This is a genomic window from Nonomuraea sp. NPDC049269 (genome assembly GCF_043197155.1).
Taxonomy (GTDB): Bacteria; Actinomycetota; Actinomycetes; order Streptosporangiales; family Streptosporangiaceae; genus Nonomuraea.
Genome location: NZ_JBICSO010000007.1, coordinates 767,700 through 787,746, shown reverse-complemented (window position 1 = coordinate 787,746; position 20,047 = coordinate 767,700). Strand labels below are relative to the sequence as shown.

Annotated in this window: 16 protein-coding genes; 6 read left to right on the top strand and 10 right to left on the bottom strand. The window is 70.8% G+C overall.

Going from position 1 to position 20,047, the window contains the following annotated elements:
- Positions 1-14 precede the first annotated feature (14 nt).
- The 9 genes from ACGFNP_RS39190 to ACGFNP_RS39150 form a co-directional block, all read right to left on the bottom strand.
- Positions 15-764 carry a sulfite exporter TauE/SafE family protein gene (locus tag ACGFNP_RS39190; protein ID WP_393327459.1) on the bottom strand — a complete coding sequence of 250 codons (750 nt, stop codon included), beginning with the start codon at positions 762-764 and terminating at the stop codon, positions 15-17.
- The gene (locus ACGFNP_RS39185) at positions 761-2,557 is read right to left on the bottom strand and encodes a gamma-glutamyltransferase family protein (RefSeq protein WP_393327457.1); all 1,797 of its coding nucleotides are present in this window, start codon (positions 2,555-2,557) and stop codon (positions 761-763) included. Before ACGFNP_RS39185 ends, ACGFNP_RS39190 begins: the two co-directional genes overlap by 4 nt.
- Positions 2,554-3,522: an ABC transporter ATP-binding protein gene (locus ACGFNP_RS39180; protein ID WP_393327454.1), complete on the bottom strand. Its 969-nt coding sequence runs from the start codon at positions 3,520-3,522 to the stop codon at positions 2,554-2,556. Before ACGFNP_RS39180 ends, ACGFNP_RS39185 begins: the two co-directional genes overlap by 4 nt.
- Positions 3,519-4,487: an ABC transporter ATP-binding protein gene (locus ACGFNP_RS39175; RefSeq protein WP_393327452.1), complete on the bottom strand. Its 969-nt coding sequence runs from the start codon at positions 4,485-4,487 to the stop codon at positions 3,519-3,521. The genes ACGFNP_RS39180 and ACGFNP_RS39175 overlap by 4 nt, the downstream gene beginning before the upstream one ends.
- The gene (locus ACGFNP_RS39170) at positions 4,484-5,362 is read right to left on the bottom strand and encodes an ABC transporter permease (protein WP_393327449.1); all 879 of its coding nucleotides are present in this window, start codon (positions 5,360-5,362) and stop codon (positions 4,484-4,486) included. The genes ACGFNP_RS39175 and ACGFNP_RS39170 overlap by 4 nt, the downstream gene beginning before the upstream one ends.
- Positions 5,355-6,314: an ABC transporter permease gene (locus tag ACGFNP_RS39165; RefSeq protein WP_358336194.1), complete on the bottom strand. Its 960-nt coding sequence runs from the start codon at positions 6,312-6,314 to the stop codon at positions 5,355-5,357. The genes ACGFNP_RS39170 and ACGFNP_RS39165 overlap by 8 nt, the downstream gene beginning before the upstream one ends.
- Positions 6,314-7,921, bottom strand: a complete 1,608-nt coding sequence (locus ACGFNP_RS39160) for an ABC transporter substrate-binding protein (RefSeq protein WP_358336197.1) — start codon at positions 7,919-7,921, stop codon at positions 6,314-6,316. The genes ACGFNP_RS39165 and ACGFNP_RS39160 overlap by 1 nt, the downstream gene beginning before the upstream one ends.
- A gap of 93 nt (positions 7,922-8,014) precedes the next feature.
- Positions 8,015-8,680, bottom strand: a complete 666-nt coding sequence (locus ACGFNP_RS39155) for a GntR family transcriptional regulator (RefSeq protein ID WP_358336200.1) — start codon at positions 8,678-8,680, stop codon at positions 8,015-8,017.
- Between the two features lie 59 nt (positions 8,681-8,739).
- Positions 8,740-13,353, bottom strand: a complete 4,614-nt coding sequence (locus ACGFNP_RS39150; RefSeq protein WP_393327444.1) for an ATP-dependent helicase — start codon at positions 13,351-13,353, stop codon at positions 8,740-8,742.
- A gap of 89 nt (positions 13,354-13,442) precedes the next feature.
- Between ACGFNP_RS39150 and ACGFNP_RS39145 the strand changes: the two genes are divergently transcribed.
- Entirely contained in the window at positions 13,443-13,931 is a 489-nt protein-coding gene (locus ACGFNP_RS39145) for a VOC family protein (protein ID WP_358336206.1), read from the top strand.
- A 238-nt stretch (positions 13,932-14,169) separates the two neighbouring features.
- Positions 14,170-14,364: a DUF3046 domain-containing protein gene (locus ACGFNP_RS39140; RefSeq protein ID WP_214638510.1), complete on the top strand. Its 195-nt coding sequence runs from the start codon at positions 14,170-14,172 to the stop codon at positions 14,362-14,364.
- On the opposite strand, the gene ACGFNP_RS39135 is transcribed toward ACGFNP_RS39140, so the two are convergent.
- A complete protein-coding gene (locus tag ACGFNP_RS39135) occupies positions 14,361-14,633 on the bottom strand; it encodes a hypothetical protein (protein WP_358336209.1) in 273 nt (90 codons plus the stop codon). The two genes, ACGFNP_RS39140 and ACGFNP_RS39135, sit on opposite strands and share 4 nt — an antisense overlap.
- Before the next feature lie 129 nt (positions 14,634-14,762).
- Between ACGFNP_RS39135 and ACGFNP_RS39130 the strand changes: the two genes are divergently transcribed.
- The 4 genes from ACGFNP_RS39130 to rny all read left to right on the top strand — a co-directional run bounded on the left by ACGFNP_RS39130 (position 14,763) and on the right by rny (position 20,015).
- Positions 14,763-15,113, top strand: a complete 351-nt coding sequence (locus ACGFNP_RS39130) for a VOC family protein (RefSeq protein WP_358336212.1) — start codon at positions 14,763-14,765, stop codon at positions 15,111-15,113.
- Positions 15,114-15,278: 165 nt separating this feature from the next.
- Positions 15,279-16,376, top strand: coding sequence for a recombinase RecA (recA, locus tag ACGFNP_RS39125; protein ID WP_358336215.1), 1,098 nt, complete (start codon positions 15,279-15,281; stop codon positions 16,374-16,376).
- A gap of 11 nt (positions 16,377-16,387) precedes the next feature.
- Positions 16,388-17,830 carry a recombination regulator RecX gene (recX, locus tag ACGFNP_RS39120; protein WP_393327439.1) on the top strand — a complete coding sequence of 481 codons (1,443 nt, stop codon included), beginning with the start codon at positions 16,388-16,390 and terminating at the stop codon, positions 17,828-17,830.
- A gap of 568 nt (positions 17,831-18,398) precedes the next feature.
- On the top strand, positions 18,399-20,015 hold the full coding sequence (gene rny, locus ACGFNP_RS39115) for a ribonuclease Y (protein WP_393327436.1): 1,617 nt from the start codon (positions 18,399-18,401) through the stop codon (positions 20,013-20,015).
- Positions 20,016-20,047: the final 32 nt, after the last annotated feature.

Here is a 20,047-nt window from a genome sequence, read left to right as displayed (position 1 = left end):
CAGAGCACGCGGGTTCAGCGCAGGGCGAGCAGCGTGGCGACGCCCAGCCCGAAGACGACCACGACGCCGCGCAGCACCGCGGGAGGCATCAGCCGGGCCACGCGGGTGCCGAGGAAGCCACCCGCCAGGCTGGCCGGCGCGACCACCGCCACCGCCTCCCACCGGACCGGCCCGAACAGCGAGAACGCCACCACCGACACCGTGCTGATCACCAGCGACAGCGTGGCCCGCACGGCGTTGACCCGATGCAGGTTGTCATGCAGGAACAGCGCGAGCACCGCCAGCAGCAGCACCCCCATGCCGCCGTTGAAGTAGGCGCCGTAACACCCGCCGAGGAACACCCCGACGTAGATCAGCCTGCCGGCGCCCTGCCGACCGTCGCCCTCGAAGCGCTTACGCAGCCAAGGCTGGGCCAGCAGCGCCAGGCTGGCGAAGGCCACCAGCCACGGCACCAGCGAGTCGAACAGCCGTCCCGGCGTGAGCAGCAGCAGCGAGCTGCCCGCGATCGCGCCGAGCACGGCGGTGGCCGACAGGACCGTGGCCCGGCGCCGCTGCCCGCGCAGCTCGGCCCGGTAGCCCAGGACGCCGCCCAGGTAGCCGGGCCACAGCGCCACCGCGTTCGTCACCGAGGCGGTGATGCTCGGATAGCCGAGCGCCAGTAACGCGGGGAAGGAGATGAGGGTGCCCCCGCCGGCCAGGGCGTTGACCGCCCCGGCCAGCAGCCCCGCGCCCGCCAGGAAGGCGATCTCGGAGAGCTCGATCATCGGCCGGCCGCGTAGCCCTGGGCCCCGCGCGGGTTGGCGGCGGCCTTGAGGAAGTCGCCGTCACGTGCGACCGCGCTGAGCCTGCCGAGCGTCCAGGGTCCCTGGACCTCCACCTGGTGGCCACGCCGCCGCAGCTCGGCGACCACCGCCGGGTCCACCCGGTTCTCGACGTGCATGACGCCGGGCCGGGAGCCGCGCGGGTAGAACGAGCTGGGGAAGTGCTCGGAGTGGAACATGGGGGCGTCGACGGCCTCCTGCAGGTTCAGCCCGCCGTGGACGACGGAGAGGAAGAAGTTCACGCTCCACTGGTCCTGCTGGTCGCCGCCGGGTGTGCCGAACGCCAGCCACGGCTTGCCGTCGCGCAGCGCGAACGACGGCGACAGCGTGGTGCGCGGCCGCGTTCCCGGCCGCAGCGAGGCGGGCAGCCCCTCCTGCAGCCAGAACATCTGCGCCCGGGTGCCCAGGCAGAAGCCCAGCTCGGGAATGGTGGGCGAGCTCTGCAGCCAGCCGCCGCTCGGCGTGGCGGAGACCATGTTGCCGTGCCGGTCCACGACGTCCAGGTGGCAGGTGTCGCCACGGGTGGAACCGTCGGAGCCGACCGTGGGCTCGCCCACCCCGGACCGTACACCCGAGATGCCCGGCGCGGTGCTGACCGTGCCGGGGGCGGGGAACGCGGGCAGTCGCGGCGTGCGCCCACGGGGCGCGCCCGGCTGCAGCTCCACACTGGCCTCGGCGCCGATGAGGGCGCGCCGCTTGGCGTTGTACTCCTCGTCGAGCAGGTCGGCCATCGGCACCTCGGTGTCGCCGTACCAGGCCTCACGATCGGCGAAGGCGAGCTTGGCGCTCTCGATCACCGTGTGCACGTAGTCGGCGCTGAGCTGCCCCATCCCGTCCAGGTCGAACCCGGACAGCAGGGCGAGTTGCTGCAGGAAGACCGGCCCCTGCCCCCACGGCCTGGTCTTGCACACCGTGTGCCCGTGGTAGTCGAAGGTGACCGGGTCCTCGACCGAGGCCGACCAGCCCGCCAGGTCGTCGCCGGTGAGCAGGCCGCCGTGCGCCTCGCCCGAGCTGTCGCGCCAGGCGGTGCCGGCGCTGAACGCGGCGATCGCCTCGGCGACGAACCCCCGGTACCAGGCGTCGCGGGCGGCCGCGATCTGCCCCTCGCGGGTGCTCGACGCCGCTTCCGCCTCGGAGACGAGCCTGCGGTAGGTGGCGGCGAGCACCGGATTGGTCAGCTTGGCGCCAGGCACCTTGCCGTGGGGCAGCCAGGTCGCGGCCGACGTCGGCCAGTCCTCGAGGAAGAGCCGCTCGACCGACGAGACCGTGGCGGCGATCCTGTCGAGCACCGGGACGCCGCGCGTGGCGTAGTGGATGGCGGGTTCGAGCACGTCGGCCAGCGTCCAGGTGCCCCAGCGCTCCAGCATCTCCATCCAGCCGCCGAACGCCCCGGGCACGGTGGCCGCCAGCAGCCCGGTGCCGGGCACCACGTCGAGCCCGAGGCCGGTGAACCGGTCGATCGTGGCCGCGGCGGGGGAGACGCCCTGCCCGCAGACGACCGACACCCGCTCCTCCTCCTGGCTCCACAGCAGGATCGGCACCTCGCCACCGGGCCCGTTCAGGTGCGGCTCGGCCACCTGAAGGACGAACCCGGCGGCGACGGCCGCGTCGAAGGCGTTGCCGCCGCGTTCGAGTACGCCCATGCCGGTAGCGGAGGCCAGCCAGTGCGTGCTGGCCACCATGCCGAAGTCTCCGGTCAGCTCGGGCCTGGTGGTGAACAAAGTGCGTCCTCTCATCGGGTGGCGGCCGCGTCGGGCACGTGGTCCGCCGTGACCAGGTGGCAGGCGACCGGATGGCCGCTCGTACGCGGGTCTGTCAGTTCGGGCTCGCTCGTACGGCAGGCGTCGTACGCCAGCGGGCACCGGGTGTGGAAGCGGCAGCCGGACGGCGGATCGACCGGGCTCGGCACGTCGCCGCCCAGCACGATCCGGCGCCGCTCGCGCTGCCTGACCGGGTCGGCCACCGGTGCCGCCGACAGCAGCGCCTGCGTGTAGGGGTGGCGGGGTTCGGCGAAGATCTGGGCCGTCGGCCCCGACTCCACGATCTTGCCCAGGTACATGACCGCGATCCGGTCGGCCAGGAACTCCACCACCGACAGGTCATGGGTGATGAACAGGCAGGAGAAGCCCATCTCCCGCTGCAGGTCGGTGATCAGGTTGAGCACCGACGCCTGCACCGACACGTCCAGCGCGGACACCGGCTCGTCGGCCACCACCAGCTTGGGCTCAAGGATCAGCGCGCGGGCCAGTCCCACCCGCTGCCGCTGCCCGCCGGACAGCTCGTGCGGGAAGCGCGTCCGCATCTCGGGGCGCAGCCCCACCTGCTCCAGCATGGCGGCGACCCGCCCGCCCGCCTCGCGCCGGCTCGCGAGCCCGTGGTGCAGCAGCGGCTCGCCGACGATCTGCTCGATCGTGAAGCGCGGGTTGAGCGAGGAGTACGGGTCCTGGAAGACGATGTGGACATCCCTCCGCAACGGGCGCATGGCCCGGCGCGACAGGTGGGTGATGTCGCGGCCGTCGAGGCGGATGCCGCCCGAGGTGGGCTCGGTCAGCCGCAGCACGCACTTGCCCACGGTCGACTTGCCGCTGCCCGACTCGCCGACGAGACCCAGCACCTCGCCCTCGCCGATGCTCAGCGACAGGCCGTCCACGGCGCGGACCTGGCCGTAGTGCTTGACCAGATTGTCGATCTCCAGGATCACGACTGCCCTCCCGGGTGGAAGCAGGCCGCCAGATGAGCGTCCAGCAGCTGAGGTTCGAGCTGAGGCCGTCGCAGGCGGCAGTCGGGCTGCGCGCGGTCGCAGCGCGCCTGGAAGGCGCACTCGTCGGGATCCGTCAGCGGCGAAGGCACCATGCCGGGGATCTCGGCGAGCCGGCCGTTCACGGCGGCCGACGGCAGGGCGTTCATCAGGCCGAGAGTGTACGGATGGCGCGGCCGGGCGAACAGCTCGGCGACGGGCGCCTGCTCCACGGCCCGGCCCGCGTACATGACCACCGCCCGGTCGGCGATGTCGGCGACCACGCCCAGGTCATGGGTGATCAGGATGACCGCGGTGCCGAGCCGGTCGCGCAGGTCGCGGAACACGTCGAGCACGCCCGCCTGGATCGTCACGTCCAGCGCGGTCGTGGGCTCGTCGGCGATCAGCACCCGCGGTGAGCAGGCCACCGCGATCGCGATCATCACCCGCTGGCGCATGCCGCCCGAGAGCTGGTGCGGGTACTCCTTGACCCGCCGGGCGGGCAGCGGGATGCCGACCAATTCGAGCAGCTCCACCGCGCGGGCCCCGGCGGCCCTGCGGGAGAGCCCCTCGTGCCTGCGCAGCACCTCGGTGATCTGGTAGCCGACCGTGAACGACGGGTTGAGCGAGGTCATCGGCTCCTGGAAGACGACGGAGACGTCCTTGCCCCTGATCTGCCGCATTCGCGACTCGGGCAGCGTGGTCAGCTCGCGGCCGTCGAGCTTGACCGAGCCCGACAGCCTGGTCGTCTCCGGCGGCAGCAGCCTCGGCACGGACATCGCGGTGACCGACTTGCCGCAGCCCGACTCGCCGCAGAGCGCCAGGATCTCGCCCTCGCCCAGTTCGAGCGAGATGCCCCTGACCGCCTGGACCAGGCCGTCCTCGGTGTCGAAGTCGACGGTCAGGTCGGTGATCTCGAGCAGGCTCATCGGCCACTCCTCGGGTCGAGAACGTCACGCAGCCCATCGCCCAGCAGGTTGAAGCCGAGCGTGGCCAGCGCGATCATCAGCCCCGGCCAGATCGCCAGCCACGGCGCGACGTCGAGGTACTGCTGGGCGGTGGTGAGCATCACGCCCCACGACGGCGTCGGCGGCTGGACCCCCAGGCCCAGGAACGACAGGGTCGACTCACCGATGATCGCCGCCGGGATCGCCACCGTGGCCTGCACGATGAGCGGGCTGGAGCAGTTCGGCAGCACGTAGCGGAGCAGGATGTGGCGGTCGCCGGCGCCGTCGGCGATGGCCGCGGCCACGTAGTCCATCTCCCTGATCGCCAGCACCTCGCCGCGGGTGATCCGGACGACCGCCGGCAACTGGGAGAAGCCGAGCGCCAGCACCACGCCCTTCAGCGAGGGCCCGATGATCGCCGCCAGGCCCACGGCGAACACCAGGAACGGGAAGGCCAGCGTCACGTCGACCAGCCGCATCACGACCGGGTCCAGCCAGCGCCGGTAGAACCCGGCGACCAGCCCGATCGGGATGCCGACCACCATGGCCAGCAGCGTCGACAGCACCCCCGCCTGCAGCGAGACCTGCGCGCCGTGCGCGATCCTGGCCAGGGCGTCCCGGCCCAGGTCGTCGGTGCCGAGCGGGTGTGCCCCCGACGGCGGCGCGAGCGTCGCGTTGTAGTCCTGCGCCGACGGATCGCCCGTGAGCCCCGGCCCGAGCAGCGCCAGCAGCAGGAACCCGGCGACGAGCACCAGCCCCGCCATCGGCATCGGGCGCCGCCTGAAGCGTCGCCACAACCTGCGGCGCCGATCGGCGCGGCCCGTCGTGGCCACCGGTACGACCGCCACGTCAGTCATGCCTGCCTCCCGACAGCCGGATGCGTGGGTTGAGGAAGGCGTACGCGATGTCGACCAGCAGGTTGACCAGCACGTACCCGATCACCGTGACCAGCACCACGGCCTGGATGACGGGGTAGTTCCTGGTGAGCACCGCGTCGACGGTCAGCTTGCCGAAACCGGGGATGACGAAGATCTGCTCCGTCACCACCGCGCCGCTGATCAGCGCGCCGAGTTGCAGGCCGAGGACGGTCACCACGGTCGTGAGGCTGTTGCGCAGCGCGTGCGCGCCCACCACCTTGGCCTCCGACAGGCCCTTGGACCGGGCGGTCCGCACGTAGTCGGCCGACAGCGCGCCCAGCATGGCCGAGCGCGTCTGGCGCATCAGGATCGCCGCGAACCCGGTGCCGAGCACCAGCGCGGGCAGGATCATGCGCTGGAGGTTCTGGCCGGGGTCCTGGGTGAACGGGACATAACCGGAGGCGGGCAGCCAGCGCAGCGTCACCGCGAACAGCAGGATGCCGAGCAGGCCCAGCCAGAAGTGCGGCACGGACAGCCCGGCCAGGCCGAAGCCGGTGGCCACGTAGTCGGGCAGCCGGCCCCGCCGCACCGCGGCCACGATGCCCGCGCCCACACCCACGACGATCGCCACCAGCAGCGCCAGAGCCGACAGCTCCAGCGTCACCGGCAGCCGCTCGGCGAGGATGCCGGCCACCGGCAACTGGTCCTGGGTGGAACGGCCGAGATTGCCGGACAGGGTCTGGCCCACGTAGTCGACGTATTGCGCCGGCAGCGGCTTGTCCAGGCCGAACTCGTGCCGGATCGCCTCGACCACCGCGGGCGAGGCCTCCTCGCCCGCCATCACCACGGCCGGGTCCCCGGGCAGCGCCCTGATCCCGAGGAAGATCAGGATGCTGGCCAGGAACAGCACGATCACCGCCGATCCCGCCCTGCGGAGGATGAACCAGACCATCAGCCGGCGAACCCAGCGGTGACGAAGCGGGGCAGGCCATCCTTGAAGTACTGGACACCGGCGACGGTCTTGTTCATGCCCAGGTAGTACTTGTTGTGGTAGAGGTACAGGACCCCGCGTACCTCGGCCGCCCGCTGCAGCGCCTTGGCGTACAGCTCGGCACGCTGGGCCGGCTCCGTGGCCGCCGCGGCCTCCTTGATCGGGTCGTCGATGCCGGGGTCGGACATGCCGCTGTAGTTGTTGCTGCCGCGGCTGGTGATCAGGTTCGACAGGTTGCCGTCCGGGTCCACCCGGCCCGACCAGCCGTTGAGCACGGTGTCGAACTTGCCGGCCTTGCCCTGCTCCAGCGTGCTGACGAACTCGGCCGTCTGCACGGTGACGTTGAACCCGGCCTCCTTGGTCATCTGCTGGACGACCTGGGCCAGGCGCTGGTTGGTGGCGTCGTTGGGCGTGGTCATCGTGACCGGGATGGGCGTCGGCACACCGGAGGCCTGCACGAGCTGCTTGGCCTTGGCCAGGTCGCGCTTGGCGCACTGGAGCGAAGGCGAGCGGTAGGGGCTGTCGGCGGGGAGCGGGAAGCAGTCGGGCTCGTACAGGCCGTTGTAGACGGTCTTGTTGATCTGGTCGCGGTCCAGCGCCAGTTCGAACGCCTCGCGCAGCTGCGGGCTCTTGGCCAGCGGGGTGTTGACCGGGCCCGGCTTCTCGGTGGAGCCATGGGCGTTGCCAGTGTTGATCGTGAGGCCGTAGTAGCCGAGCCCGCCGCCGGACACGACGGTGAGGTTCGGGTCGGCCTGTACGCCCTTGACCGTGGTGGTGGCGAGCTGGTCGGCCACCTGGACGTCGCCGGACTTCAGGTTCGCGGCCCGTACGTTCGGGTCGACGATGATTTTGTATACGAGCTTGTCCAGCTTCACCTTGGCGGCGTCGTAGTAGTCGGGCGCCTTGTCCAGCACGATCTGGCTGCCGGAGGTGCGACTCGCGAACTTGAACGGCCCGACGCACACCGGGCTCGCGCCGAAGTTGTCACCGCCCGTCTCCAGCGCCTTGGGCGACATGATCATTCCGGCGCGGTCGGCGAGCTGCGCCGTCAGCGGCGTGAACGCGCGTGCCAGTGTGAGCTTGACGGTGGCCGGATCGACCACGCTCACCTTCGACACGGCGGCCAGGTCGGCCTGGCGGGCCGACTTCTCCCAGGTCCGGTGGCGGTCCAGCGACTTCTTGACCGCCTCCGCGTCGAACGCGGTGCCGTCGTTGAACTTCAGCCCCGCGCGCAGCTTGATGGTCACCTCCTTGCCGTCGTCCGAGACGGCGGGCAGGGCGGCCGCCAGCTGCGGCACCAGCGTGGCCTGCGCGTCGATGTCGAAGAGCTTCTCGCACATGCTCGCGAACACCTCGCGGCCCACCAGCGTGGTGGACACGCTCGGGTCGAGCGCGTCGGGGTCGGCGTTGAGCGCGATGTTCAGGGTGCCGCCGCTCTTGACGGCCCGGTTGTCGGCCGTGGCGTCGGCTACGGACGGGGCGACGGGGGTGCCGCCAGAACCGCCTCCACCGCAAGCGGCCAGAGCTATGGGGAGTACGGCGAGCGTCAAGACCAGCCTGGGTCTCATGATGCCTCCGGGGGAGCGAACTTTAGGAGACTGTATACAAGAACCTAGATTTCGATGGTGTTTCGTCAAGTCATGTTGTTATATGAGCGTTTTCTAATCGTTCGGGACTTTTACCGCAGCCAGGAACGACCTCCTGGCCGCGGCTACGTGCGCGACCGCCCTGGCCTGGGCCTCGTCCTCGTCGCCCGCCGCGATGGCCTCGCACAGACTCAGGTGCTCCGACCAGGAGTGCGGTCCGCGTACGGCGGCGGTCTGGCGGAACACCCACTGGGCCCGCAGCAGCATCGGCGCCATCATCAGGTTGAGGTAGGAATTGCCCGCCACCTCACCCACGGCCAGGTGGAAGGCGGTGTTGAGGTCGGCCACCCGTTCGAGCCGGCCGCCCTCGACGGCCTCCTTGGCCGAGTCGAGCACCTTACGCAGCCGCGCGGCCGTCTCCGGGGTACGTTTGCGCGCCGCCAGCCGGGCAGCCAGCCCCTCGATCGCCATCCGCACGTCGAAGAGCTCCTCGGCCTCCGCCGGCGACAGTCGCGCCACGGTGGCGCCGATCCGGGGGATCACCAGCACGAACCCCTCGGCGGCGAGGACCCGGATGGACTCGCGTACCGGGTTGCGCGACACCCCCAACCGCGCGGCGAGCCGGTCCTCGACCAGGCGTTCACCCTGGGCGAGCTCGCCGGAGATGATGAGCCGGCGGATCTCCGCGGTCACTTGATCGCGGAGGGGGAGATGGGCGCCGCCCAGTGTCAGATCAGTCATTTGACGGCTAATCGTATACAAGTTACGGCGGTTTCCGGGGCGGTCGTGGAATCGTGCGGTCAGGCACGCAGCCGCAGACCTCGGGGTGTCGGGTGGAACCCGGCTTCCTCCAGTGCCGCGGCCAGCGGCGACTCGCCGATCGAGGTGCCGTCCGCCCGCTCGACGGTCAGCTTGCCGAGCGCCCCATCCCGTACGGCCAGCGCCAGCGCGTCCACGGCCGGCCGCAGCCGCTCGTCGTCGGCGAACGACAGCAGCGTCTTGCCGCCCCGCTCGACGTACAGCACGAGGAATCCGTCCACCAGCACCACCAGCGCGCCCGCCTTCCTGCCGGGCTTGTGCCCCACCTCGCCGGGATGCGCCGGCCACGGCAGCGCCGCTCCATAGGGGTTGGCCGGATCGGCGGCGGCCAGCACGACCGCTCTGCGCACCGCGCTCCCGTCACCGCCGCCCGCCCGCCCGAAGGTCCCCGCGGGATCGCTCGAGGCCGGGCTGGTCGGCGCGATGCTCGGAGCCATGGCCCGCATCCGGTCCACCGCTCCCGGCAGCGCGAACTGCGCGCCCCCGAGCCCCTCGACGAAGTAGCCCCGGCGGCACCGCCCGCTCTCCTCGTAAGCCCGCAACACCTGATAGACCGGCGTGAACCCGCCAGGCAGCCGCTCAGACGTCACCGCGCCCCGCGTCACCACCCCGTGCCGTTCGAGCAGCACCTCGGCCTGCGCCTGCGCCCGCTGGGTGGCGTCCTCGGCGGGTGCGGGAAGCCGCCACCACCGCCCGCCCACGGTGGGCGGGCCGGTCCTGCTCGGCAGCACGGCCCGCCGCCGGCGGGTGGTGGCCGGCCGGTGCGCGGGACGTCCCGACCCGAGCGTGGCCCGCAGCGGCGCGAGCGTGTCACCGGACACCTGGCCCGACCACACCAGATCCCACAGCGCCGACACCAGTGCCGTGTCGTCGAGCGAGCCGAGCTGGTCGGAGATGCCCCGGAAGAACAGCGCCCCGCCGCCGCCCAGCACGTCGAGCACCTGCTCGTGCAGCGGCGTCATCGTGATCGGGCCGGGCTCGGGCAGCAGCAGCGGCGCGGTGTCGGCGAAGTAGAGCGACACCCACCCGTCCCCGCCGGGGAGCGACCCCTGGCCCGCCCACATCACCTCACCCGAGGCGGTCAGCTCGTCGAGCAGCGCCGGGTGGTAGCCGGGCACCCGCGACGGCAGCACCAGCGTCTCCAACGCCGACGCGGGCACGGCGGCGCCCTGGAGCTGCTCGACGCTGTGGATCAACGCGTCCATGGCCCGAGCCGACCCAGCCGAACCAGCGGACCCGGCCGCGCCGCGTGGCGCCTGGGCCGAGCCGCTGATGCCGTGCCAGGCCGGCATGAACAGCGCGAGCGTCTCGGGCGCGACGGGCTCGACCTCCTTGCGCAGCCGGGCCAGCGACCTGCGCCGCAGCATCCGCAGCACACCGGCGTCGCACCACTCCTCGCCCCGGCCGCCCGGCCGGAACTCCCCGCTGACCACCCGCCCAGCCGCCGCCAGCCGCCGCAGGGCGTCGGTCACCACGGCCACACCGAGCCCGAACCTGGCGGCGGCAGTGCCGGCGTGGAAGGGCCCGCGCGTACGGGCATGGCGGGCCACGAGGTCGGCCAGCGGGTCGGCGACCGGCTCCAGGAACACGTGCGGGATCCCCACCGGCAGCGGCGCGCCCAGCGCGTCGCGCAGCCGGGCCGCGTCCTCGATCGCCGCCCACTGCTCCTCGCCCGCGATCCGCACCCTGATCGCCCGGCGGGCCCGTTCGAGCTCCGTCAGCCAGGCGGGATCGCCGCCGCGTACGCTCACGTCGGGCACCAGCAGCGGCCCGTGCGAGCGCAGCAGGTCGGCCAGGTCCTCGGCGTCACGCAACGGCCGGTCGAGCCGGGCCAGCTCGCGTTCGCTGTCGGAGATGACGTCGGGGTCGAGCAACTCGCGCAGGTCGGCCTGGCCGAGCAGCTCGGCCAGCAGCGTCGTGTCGAGCGCCAGCGCCTGGGCCCGGCGTTCGGCCAGTGGCGCGTCGCCCTCGTACATGAACGCGCCGATGTAGTGGAACAGCAGCGACGCGGCGAACGGCGACGCCTGCGACGTCTCCACCTCCACCACCCGCACCCGGCGCGCGGCGATGTCACGCATCAGCCGCACCAGCCCCGGCACGTCGAACACGTCCTGGAGGCACTCGCGCATCGTCTCCAGCACGATCGGGAACGACGCGTACTGCGACGCCACCCCCAGCAGGTGGGCGGCCCGCTGCCGCTGCTGCCAGAGCGGGCTGCGGCGGCCGGGCACGCGGCGCGGCAGCAGCAGGGCCCGGCCCGCGCACTCCCTGAACCGGGAGGCGAACATCGCCGAGCCGCCCAGCTCCTCGGTGACGATCCGCTCGATCTCCTCGGCGTCGAACGCCGCCACGTCGGTGGGCGGCTCGGCCAGCGTGTCGGGGATCCGCAGCACGATGCCGTCGTCGGAGTGCACGGCCTGCACGTCGAGGCCGTAACGCTCGCGCAGCCGCCGGTTGATCGCCAGAGCCCAGGGGGCGTGGACCCGCGCGCCGTAGGGGGAGTGGATGACCACCCGCCAGTCGCCGAGCTCGTCGTGGAAGCGTTCGACCAGGAGCGTGCGGTCGTCGGGGACGTAGCCGGTTGCCTCGCGCTGCTCGTCGAGGTAGGCGCGGAGGTTGCCGGCGGCGTACGCGTCGAGCCCGGCGGCCCGCATGCGGTCGGTCGAGGTGTTTCCGGCGTGTTCGCGGAGGAACGCGCCGATCGCCTCGCCCAGCTCGGCGGGTCTTCCCGGAGTGTCGCCGTGCCAGAACGGCAACTTGCCCGGCTGACCGGGCGCGGGGGAGACGAGCACCCGGTCGGTGGTGATGTCCTCGATCCGCCAGGAGGTCGCACCCAGCACGAACACGTCGCCGACCCGTGACTCGTAGACCATCTCCTCGTCCAGCTCGCCCACCCGCGACGCCTTCTCGCCCACCAGGAAGACGCCGAACAGCCCGCGGTCGGGGATCGTGCCGCCGTTGGTCACCGCCAGCCGCTGCGCGCCCGGACGGCCCCGCAACGTGCCTGTCACCCGGTCCCAGACGACACGCGGTCGCAGCTCGGCGAACTCCTCGCTCGGGTAGCGGCCCGCGAGCATGTCGAGCGTGGCCTCCAGCGCGGTGCGCGGCAGCGTCGCGTAGGGGGCGGCCCGTTTGACCACGGCCTCCAGCTCGTCGACCGTCCACTCCTCCAGCGCGGTCATCGCCACGATCTGCTGGGCCAGCACGTCGAGCGGGTTACGCGGGTAGCGCAGCTCCTCGATCTGGCCGCTCTTCATGCGTTCGGCCACCACGGCGGTCTGGATCAGGTCGCCGCGGTATTTCGGGAAGATCACTCCCCTGGACACCGCGCCCACCTGGTGACCCGCCCGGCCGATGCGCTGCAGCCCGCTCGCCACGCTCGGCGGCGCCTCCACACAGGCGACCAGGTCGACCGCGCCCATGTCGATGCCCAGCTCCAGGCTGGACGTCGCGACCACGGCGGGCAGCCGGCCCGACTTGAGCGCCTCCTCGATCTGCGCCCGTTCCTCCTTGGACACCGAGCCGTGGTGCGCGCGGACGATCTCGGTGACCACGCCCTTGCTCGCCCCGGCCTGCGCCATCATCTCGGCGGGCGGCCGCCGGGGCGGGTCTCCCGGCAGTGGCGTCTCCCAGATCGACAGATCGACGGCCTCGGGCCCCTGCGCCCGCTCGTAGGCCAGCTCGTTGAGCCTGGTGCACAGGCGTTCGGCCAGCCGTCTGGAGTTGGCGAACACGATCGTCGAAGAGTGGGCCTCGATCAGGTCGAACAGCCGGTCCTCGACGTGCGGCCAGATCGACCGGCTGGACGGCTCGGGCTCCTCGCCGTCGGCGGGCCCCGGCCTGCCCTCCATCTCGGTCATGTCCTCGACCGGGACGATCACCTCGACCTCGATGCGCTTGTCGGAGGGCGGCTGCACGACCGTCGCGGGACGGGACCCGCCCAGGAACGCCGCGACCTCACTCACCGGCCGCACCGTCGCCGACAGCCCGATCCGCTGCGCGGGCCGCTCCAGCAGGGCGTCGAGCCGCTCCAGGCTGAGCGCCAGGTGCGCGCCGCGCTTGGTGGCGGCCACCGCGTGCACCTCGTCGACGATCACCGTCTCGACGCCACGCAACGCCTCGCGCGCCTGGCTGGTGAGCAGGAGGAACAGCGACTCCGGCGTGGTGATGAGGATGTCGGACGGCTTGGCGGCGAACCGCCTGCGGTCCTCGGCCGGGGTGTCGCCGGAGCGGATCGCCACCGAGATGTCCGGCACCGGCAGGCCCAGCCGGCGCGCGGTCTGCTTGAGCCCGGCCAGCGGGGCGCGCAGGTTACGCTCCACGTCGACGGCTAGCGCCTTGAGCGGCGAGACGTACAGGACCTTGGTCCCCTTATGGGCCTGTTTCGGAGCTGCCCGGGTGGGGTCGGCGGCCAGCCGGTCGAGCGACCACAGGAAAGCCGCCAGCGTCTTGCCGGACCCGGTGGGAGCCACCACGAGCGTGTTGTCGCCGCGCGCGATGGACTCCCACGCGCCCTCCTGCGCGCTCGTGGGCGCCTCGAACGCTCCGGCGAACCACTGCCTGGTCCCGTGGGTGAAATGGTCTAGCGAGCTCACCAGCACATAGTGCCTCGCGGCACCGACAGAAAACGCATTGTGGCGGCGGTACGCGATTGAGGCGGGGGCGCTGCGGACATAGAGCGATCGTGGGCATCGACTACGCAGCCATTGAGACCCGCCGCGAGGACATCAGGGAGCGCTATCTATTAGCGCACCGACCGTCGAGCAGCGCGCGCGGCCTGCACCACTTCGCCCTGCTGTCGTCGGACGTGGAGCGGACGGTCAAGTTCTACCAGGAGCTGCTTGAGTTCCCCTTGACGGAGATCTTCGAGAACCGGGATTACAAGGGCTCCAACCACTTCTTCTTCGACATCGGCAACGGGAACCTGCTGGCCTTCTTCGACTTCCCGGGCCTCGACCTCGGCCCCTACCAGGAGGTGCTCGGCGGGCTGCACCACATCGCGATCTCCGTCGACCCCGCCACCTGGGAACGGCTGCGCGGCAAACTGGAGATGGCCGGCGTGCCGCACCAGATCGAGAGCGGCGCCTCCATCTACTTCAGGGACCCCGACGGCGCCCGGCTGGAGCTGCTCGCCGACCATCTGGGGGAGATGTACGGCTCGCGCGTGATGTGAACTACCGTCGCGACGCTCTACGCGTCCGCGGTGTGCCCGCCCGAGGTTCCTGCCTGATGTCCGCGTGCCTTTCGGCTCGTTCGGATTTTTCCTGTTGTACGGCTAAGCGCTGGGCTAAGCGGAGCTGACGGCGCTTCGTCCGGTTGGCTCGGCACTTGGCGGATTTGGGCGGGGAGGACTTGGGGGTCTTTGCCATGGGGGTGTCCTACCACTCTTGCCGCGGTTCCATACTTGGGTGATGCGCCTGACCGAGTTCTGGAGAAGGATGCGTGCCCACTTCGGCGAGTCGTACGCCGACTCGTGGGCCCGCGACTACGTGATCGCCCCGCTCGACGGGCGCACGGTCGACCAGGCGCTGGCGGACGGCGAGAGCGCCAAGACCGTCTGGCGCGCGGTCTGCCAGGTAGAAAACGTCTCCTCCCGGCTCCGCTAGATCCCCGGATCCATGCTCTCCTTCAGCGCTCGGACCGTCTGGGGCAGGTCGTCGGCGGTGCCCTGACCGCCGGGCGACCACAGAAACTCCCACCCACGGCGCCCGGGGATGGCGAAGACGAGCGTCTGCCTGCCGGTGCGGGGATACCACGCCCACAGCACCGGCTCCGCACCGCCGACCATGCGGCTCGCCAGCCCGTGGCCGGGCAACAACGCGGCGAGCGCTTCCAGGTGGGCGCGTCGTTCTCCGGTGTACGTGCTGCTCGTCACGTCGCCGCCTCCAAGCCTCTGGTTCAGAGTCTCCCCAGCTCATGGGGTGTGACAACACGTACGGCGCATTGCCTATGAATGTCTGTTGTGCGGCCGGTGCCGCTCGACGTGGTCGCTACCCTGGCCGTCATGCGTACGCGCCTTGGCCAGATCGTGGTGGATTGCCGGGACCCGCGGAGCCTGGTCCGCTTCTGGGCCGCCCTGCTCGGTGGCGACCCGGTGGATCGTGCCCGGGGTTGGTCTCACATCGAACTTCCCGGAGCCGTACGGCTGGCGTTCCAGCCGGTTGCCGAGGACAAGACCATGAAGAACCGGTTGCACCTGGACATCGAGGTCGAGGCCATCGTGCCCGCCATCACCCGGGCGCTGGGGCTGGGCGCCACGCGGATCGGGGAGACGGTGACCGACGACCAAGGCTCCTTCCAGGTCATGGCCGACCCGGAAGGCAACGAGTTCTGCTTCGTCGGCGATCGAGCCTGACTTCCCTGCCGTGAACTGCGTGTTCCGGATGTGATCGAACAGCCGTTCGGCTACCATGGAACCTGCCAGGCCGCGCCCTCCAACCAACGACTCCGCAAAACTGTCGGTGGCAGGCCGTAGCTTTCACTCGACTGATCGGACCACAACCCTCCAGGGGGAGTTCCCATGGCTATCAACGACCGCGAGAAGGCCCTCGAGACCGCCCTCGCTCAGATCGAGAGGCAGTTCGGCAAGGGCTCCGTCATGCGCCTCGGTGACGAAGTCCGAGCCCCCATCGAAGTGATCCCCACGGGTTCGATCTCCCTGGACGTCGCGCTGGGCATCGGAGGGTTGCCGCGTGGCAGGATCGTCGAGATCTACGGCCCGGAGTCCTCGGGTAAGACCACGATTGCCCTGCACGCGGTGGCCAATGCCCAGCGCGGGGGCGGCATCGCGGCGTTCATCGACGCCGAGCACGCCCTCGACCCCGAATACGCCAAGAAGCTCGGTGTCGACACCGACGCCCTGCTCGTCTCCCAGCCCGACACGGGTGAGCAGGCGCTCGAGATCGCCGACATGCTGATCAGGTCGGGCGCCGTCGACGTCATCGTCATCGACTCGGTGGCCGCGCTGGTTCCCAAGGCGGAAATCGAGGGCGAGATGGGCGACAGCCACGTCGGCCTCCAGGCCCGCCTGATGTCCCAGGCCCTGCGCAAGGTCGCCGGCGCGCTCAGCAACACCGGCACCACCGCCATCTTCATCAACCAGCTCCGCGAGAAGATCGGCGTCATGTTCGGCTCGCCCGAGACCACGACCGGTGGCAAGGCGCTCAAGTTCTACGCCTCGGTCCGCCTCGACATCCGCCGCATCGAGACGCTCAAGGACGGCACGGAGGCGGTCGGCAACCGCACGAGGGTCAAGGTCGTCAAGAACAAGATGGCCCCGCCCTTCCGGGTCGCCGACTTCGACATCCTCTACGGCGTGGGCGTCTCCCGCGAGGGCGGCCTCATCGACATGGGCGTCGAGCACGGCTTCGTCCGCAAGTCCGGCGCCTGGTACACCTACGAGGGCGACCAGCTCGGCCAGGGCAAGGAAAACGCCCGCAACTTCCTGAAGAACCACCCCGACATGTCCAACGAGATCGAGAAGAAGATCAAGGACAAGCTCGGCGTTGGCCCCCGCCTCGACGCTCCCGCCGAGGCCCCCGCGGCACCCCCCGCCCCGGCCGCCGCTCCCTCGGGCCGCGGCGCCAAGGCCGCCACGCCGAAGCCCGGTGACGTCTGATCGGTCGCCGCATGAGTGACACGGATCCGCCGCAGGCGCCCCACTCCCACGACTGGGGCGCCTGGCCCGACCTCCCCACCCCGCCTCCGGGCCGCCGCCGCAAGCGCCGCAACCCCAGCGACAACCCCCCACCGCGGACTCCGGCCCCGGAAGCCACCTGGCCCTCCCGCCCCTCGGACAGCCCAGCCCGAGGCGGACAGCCGTCCGGCGAGGACCGGCCTAGCCAGGACCGGTCCGGCCGGGAACGGTTCGGTGGCGCGTCGTCGGGGGGCTGGCCGTCGCTCAGCGAGTGGCGCGAGCGTCCCCGCCCACCAGCTGACCCACCACCCGCCCTGCCCACTCACCCACCCTCTGAGGGGGCCTCTGAGGCACGCCCCGACTCGTCTCCCGAGTCGATCCACAAGCCGACCCCTGAGCCGGGCGGTGGGCAGGCCGACGAGCGCCTCTCACCTACGCCCCGGGAACCCACCTGGCTGCCTGCCCAAGACAACTCACCGTCCACCGAAGGCAGCCCGTCTCTCCAAGGCGACGTGCCATTCCCAGGCGACCTGCCGTCCGGTCTGGACACCGAAAGCGGTCAGCCTGAGGACGGCCCTCGCCTGGGAGGCCAGCCTGGGAGCAGTCCCTATCAGGGCGATCAATCCCAGGCCGCCTCCTATTCTGGCGGCCTGTCCGGGGACGCTCCCTACCCGGGGGGTCAGTCCGAGGCGGATTCCTACTCAGGTGGCCAGCCCGACGATGGGCCCTTCCAAGGCGGTCATCCTGGCAACCCCCCATACTCCGACGGGCCATCCGGGGAAGGTTCCTACCAGGGCGGTCGGCGTGGGGAAAAGCGCTCCGGTAGAGGGCGTCGGTCAGGTGGGTGGGGCGGGAAAGGGGCGCGTTCGGCGGGGTCTCGGGGGCGTGGCGGGTGGCTTCCCGATGGGCCCGATGAGGAGTCGGCCGCGGGGGCCAGTCCCCACGCCGATCCCGAGTCGGTGGCTCGGGCCATCTGTCTTCGTCTGCTCACTATGGCCCCCAAGACGCGAGCCCAGCTAGCCGAGGCGCTGCGTAAGCGTGATGTGCCGGACGAAGCCGCGGAGACGGTCCTCGACCGCTTCTCCGAGCTGGGCCTGATCAACGACGAGGCGTTCGCCGAAGCGTGGGTCGACTCCCGCCACCACGGTCGCGGGCTGGCCAAGCGTGCCCTGGCGGCGGAGCTTCGCCACCGGGGTGTCGACTCCGAAACCGTCAACGAGGCCGTGGACCGCCTCGACCCCGACCAGGAGGCCGAAACGGCGCGGCGCCTCGTGGAACGCAAGCTGTCCTCCACCCGCGGCCTCGATCCCCAGGTCCGCACTCGCCGCCTTGCCGGAATGCTGGCCAGAAAGGGGTACGCCCCTGGGCTGGCCTTCCGCGTCATCCGCGAGGTTCTGGAGACGGAGGGCGTCGAAATCGAGGACGACTTCGCCTGACCCCGCACAGCCGGCCCGCCGGACCACTCCCGGTCCGTGTCCGGTCAGTCCGGGCCTGCGTCCGGCCCGTCACCGGGTCACCCCCGGTCTGCGTCAGGTCCCGTCATCGATCACGGCGGTCTGCGTCCGGCTCGCTATCGGGTCGGTCTGGGTCTGTGTCCGGTCTGTGTCCGGTCCGTCGCTGGATCAATGTCTGCGCGTCCATAGGTGTGTGCAGAGGGGTATTTCGGGTCAGAAGCTGGAAATCTGACTGAATGGCGAGATGCAAGCCTGTAAGACACGCTTGATGACGCGTTTGCTTGCTCGTGACTTGTTGGACGCATAACCTCGACGGCAGTGAGGAGTTACTCCGCGCAGTGCGGATTGCCATACCGGTGATTGACGGACGAACGAGCTCGAAGGATCGAGGCAGGCGAGGTGTTGGCTATCCCAGTCGACGCCCGGTCAGTCTTGGTTGGATATCGGTCGTGGTGAAGGTGCCGTTTGGGCGATCAGCGCCGCGCATGTGACCCCTCCCGTTTTGAGGGCGCGTTACGAGTCTTGACGACGCGAGGAGGGCGGGGAGCACATGGGGCCGCTTGTCGTGGTGCTGTCGGTGGCGGTGCTCCTGCTGGCGTTCGGGATGATCGCCGCGTTGCTCATCGTCGTCCGTCGCACGTCAGGCGGCGGTTCGCGAGTGGTCAAGCCGAGCCCCGAGCAGTTGCAGGCCGTACACGAGGAGATCGAACAGGCCCGTGAAGAAGCCGGGGAGATCCGTGACAAGGCCGAGTCCGACGCGGAGGAGATCCTGCGCAGGTCGGCGGCCGCCGCTGAGAGTGCGGCGCAGTTGCGGCGCGAGGTCGAAGAAGAGGGCCGGATACTCAAGGCGGAGCTCAAGGAGCTCCGGGCCGATCTCGAACGCAGGGAAGGGCGGCTGGCCGAGCGCGAGCAGCGGCTCGACGAGGAGGCCAGGCGGCAGGCCGAACGCGATCGCAAGCTGACCGAGACCGAGGTCGAACTGGCCGACAGGCGGGCGGAGTTGCTGCGGGTCGAGGACGAGCGGCGGGTGATTCTCGAGCGCGTCGCCGGGCTCACCGGCGAGCAGGCCAAGGGCGAACTGGTACGCGAGATCGAGAACCAGGCCAAGCGCGAGGCCGCGCTGATCATCAGGGAGATCGAGGGCGACGCCCGCAAGGAGGGCGAGAAGCGCGCCACCAAGATCGTGACGCTGGCGGTGCAGCGGATGGCGGCCGAGCAGACGGCCGAGTCCGTGGTCAGCGTCCTGCACCTGCCCGGCGACGAGATGAAGGGCCGGATCATCGGCCGTGAGGGGCGCAATATCCGGGCGTTCGAGTCGACGACCGGCGTGAACCTGATCATCGATGACACCCCGGAAGCGGTGTTGTTGTCGTGTTTTGACCCGGTGCGCCGGGAAACTGCCCGGCTCACGCTGGAGAAGCTGGTGCTCGACGGCCGCATCCACCCGCAGCGCATCGAGGAGGCGCACGAGCGCAGCCGCGCGGAGGTGCAGGACCTTTGCGCGCGGGCGGGTGAGGACGCGCTGGTCGAGCTGGGCATCACGGACATGCACCCCGAGCTGACGCTGCTGCTCGGCCAGCTCCGATACCGCACCTCCTACGGCCAGAACGTCCTCAAGCACCTCATCGAGTCCGCGCACATCGCCGGGATCATGGCCGCCGAGCTCAAGATGGACCAGCCGCTGATGAAGCGCTGCGCCCTGCTGCACGACATCGGCAAGGCGCTGACGCACGAGGTCGAGGGCAGTCACGCGCTGATCGGGGCGGAGATCGCCCGCAGATACGGCGAGCAGGAGGACGTGGTGCACGCCATCGAGGCGCACCACAACGAGGTCGAGGTCCGCACGGTCGAGGCGGTGCTCACGCAGGCGGCCGACGCGATCAGCGGCAGCCGTCCGGGGGCGCGGCGGGAGTCGTTGGAGGCGTACGTCAAGCGGCTGGAGCGGCTGGAGGAGATCGCGCAGTCGTATGAGGGGGTGGAGAAGGTGTTCGCCATGCAGGCGGGGCGGGAGATCCGGGTCATGGTGAAGCCTGACGCCATCGACGACATCCAGGCGCAGGTGATCGCGCGGGATGTGGCGAAGCAGGTCGAGGAGGAGCTGACCTATCCGGGGCAGATTCGCATCACTGTTGTCCGGGAGTCCCGCGCGACCGAGTTCGCCCGCTGAAGGTCAAGGTCACAAGCCTCACGATCATTTTT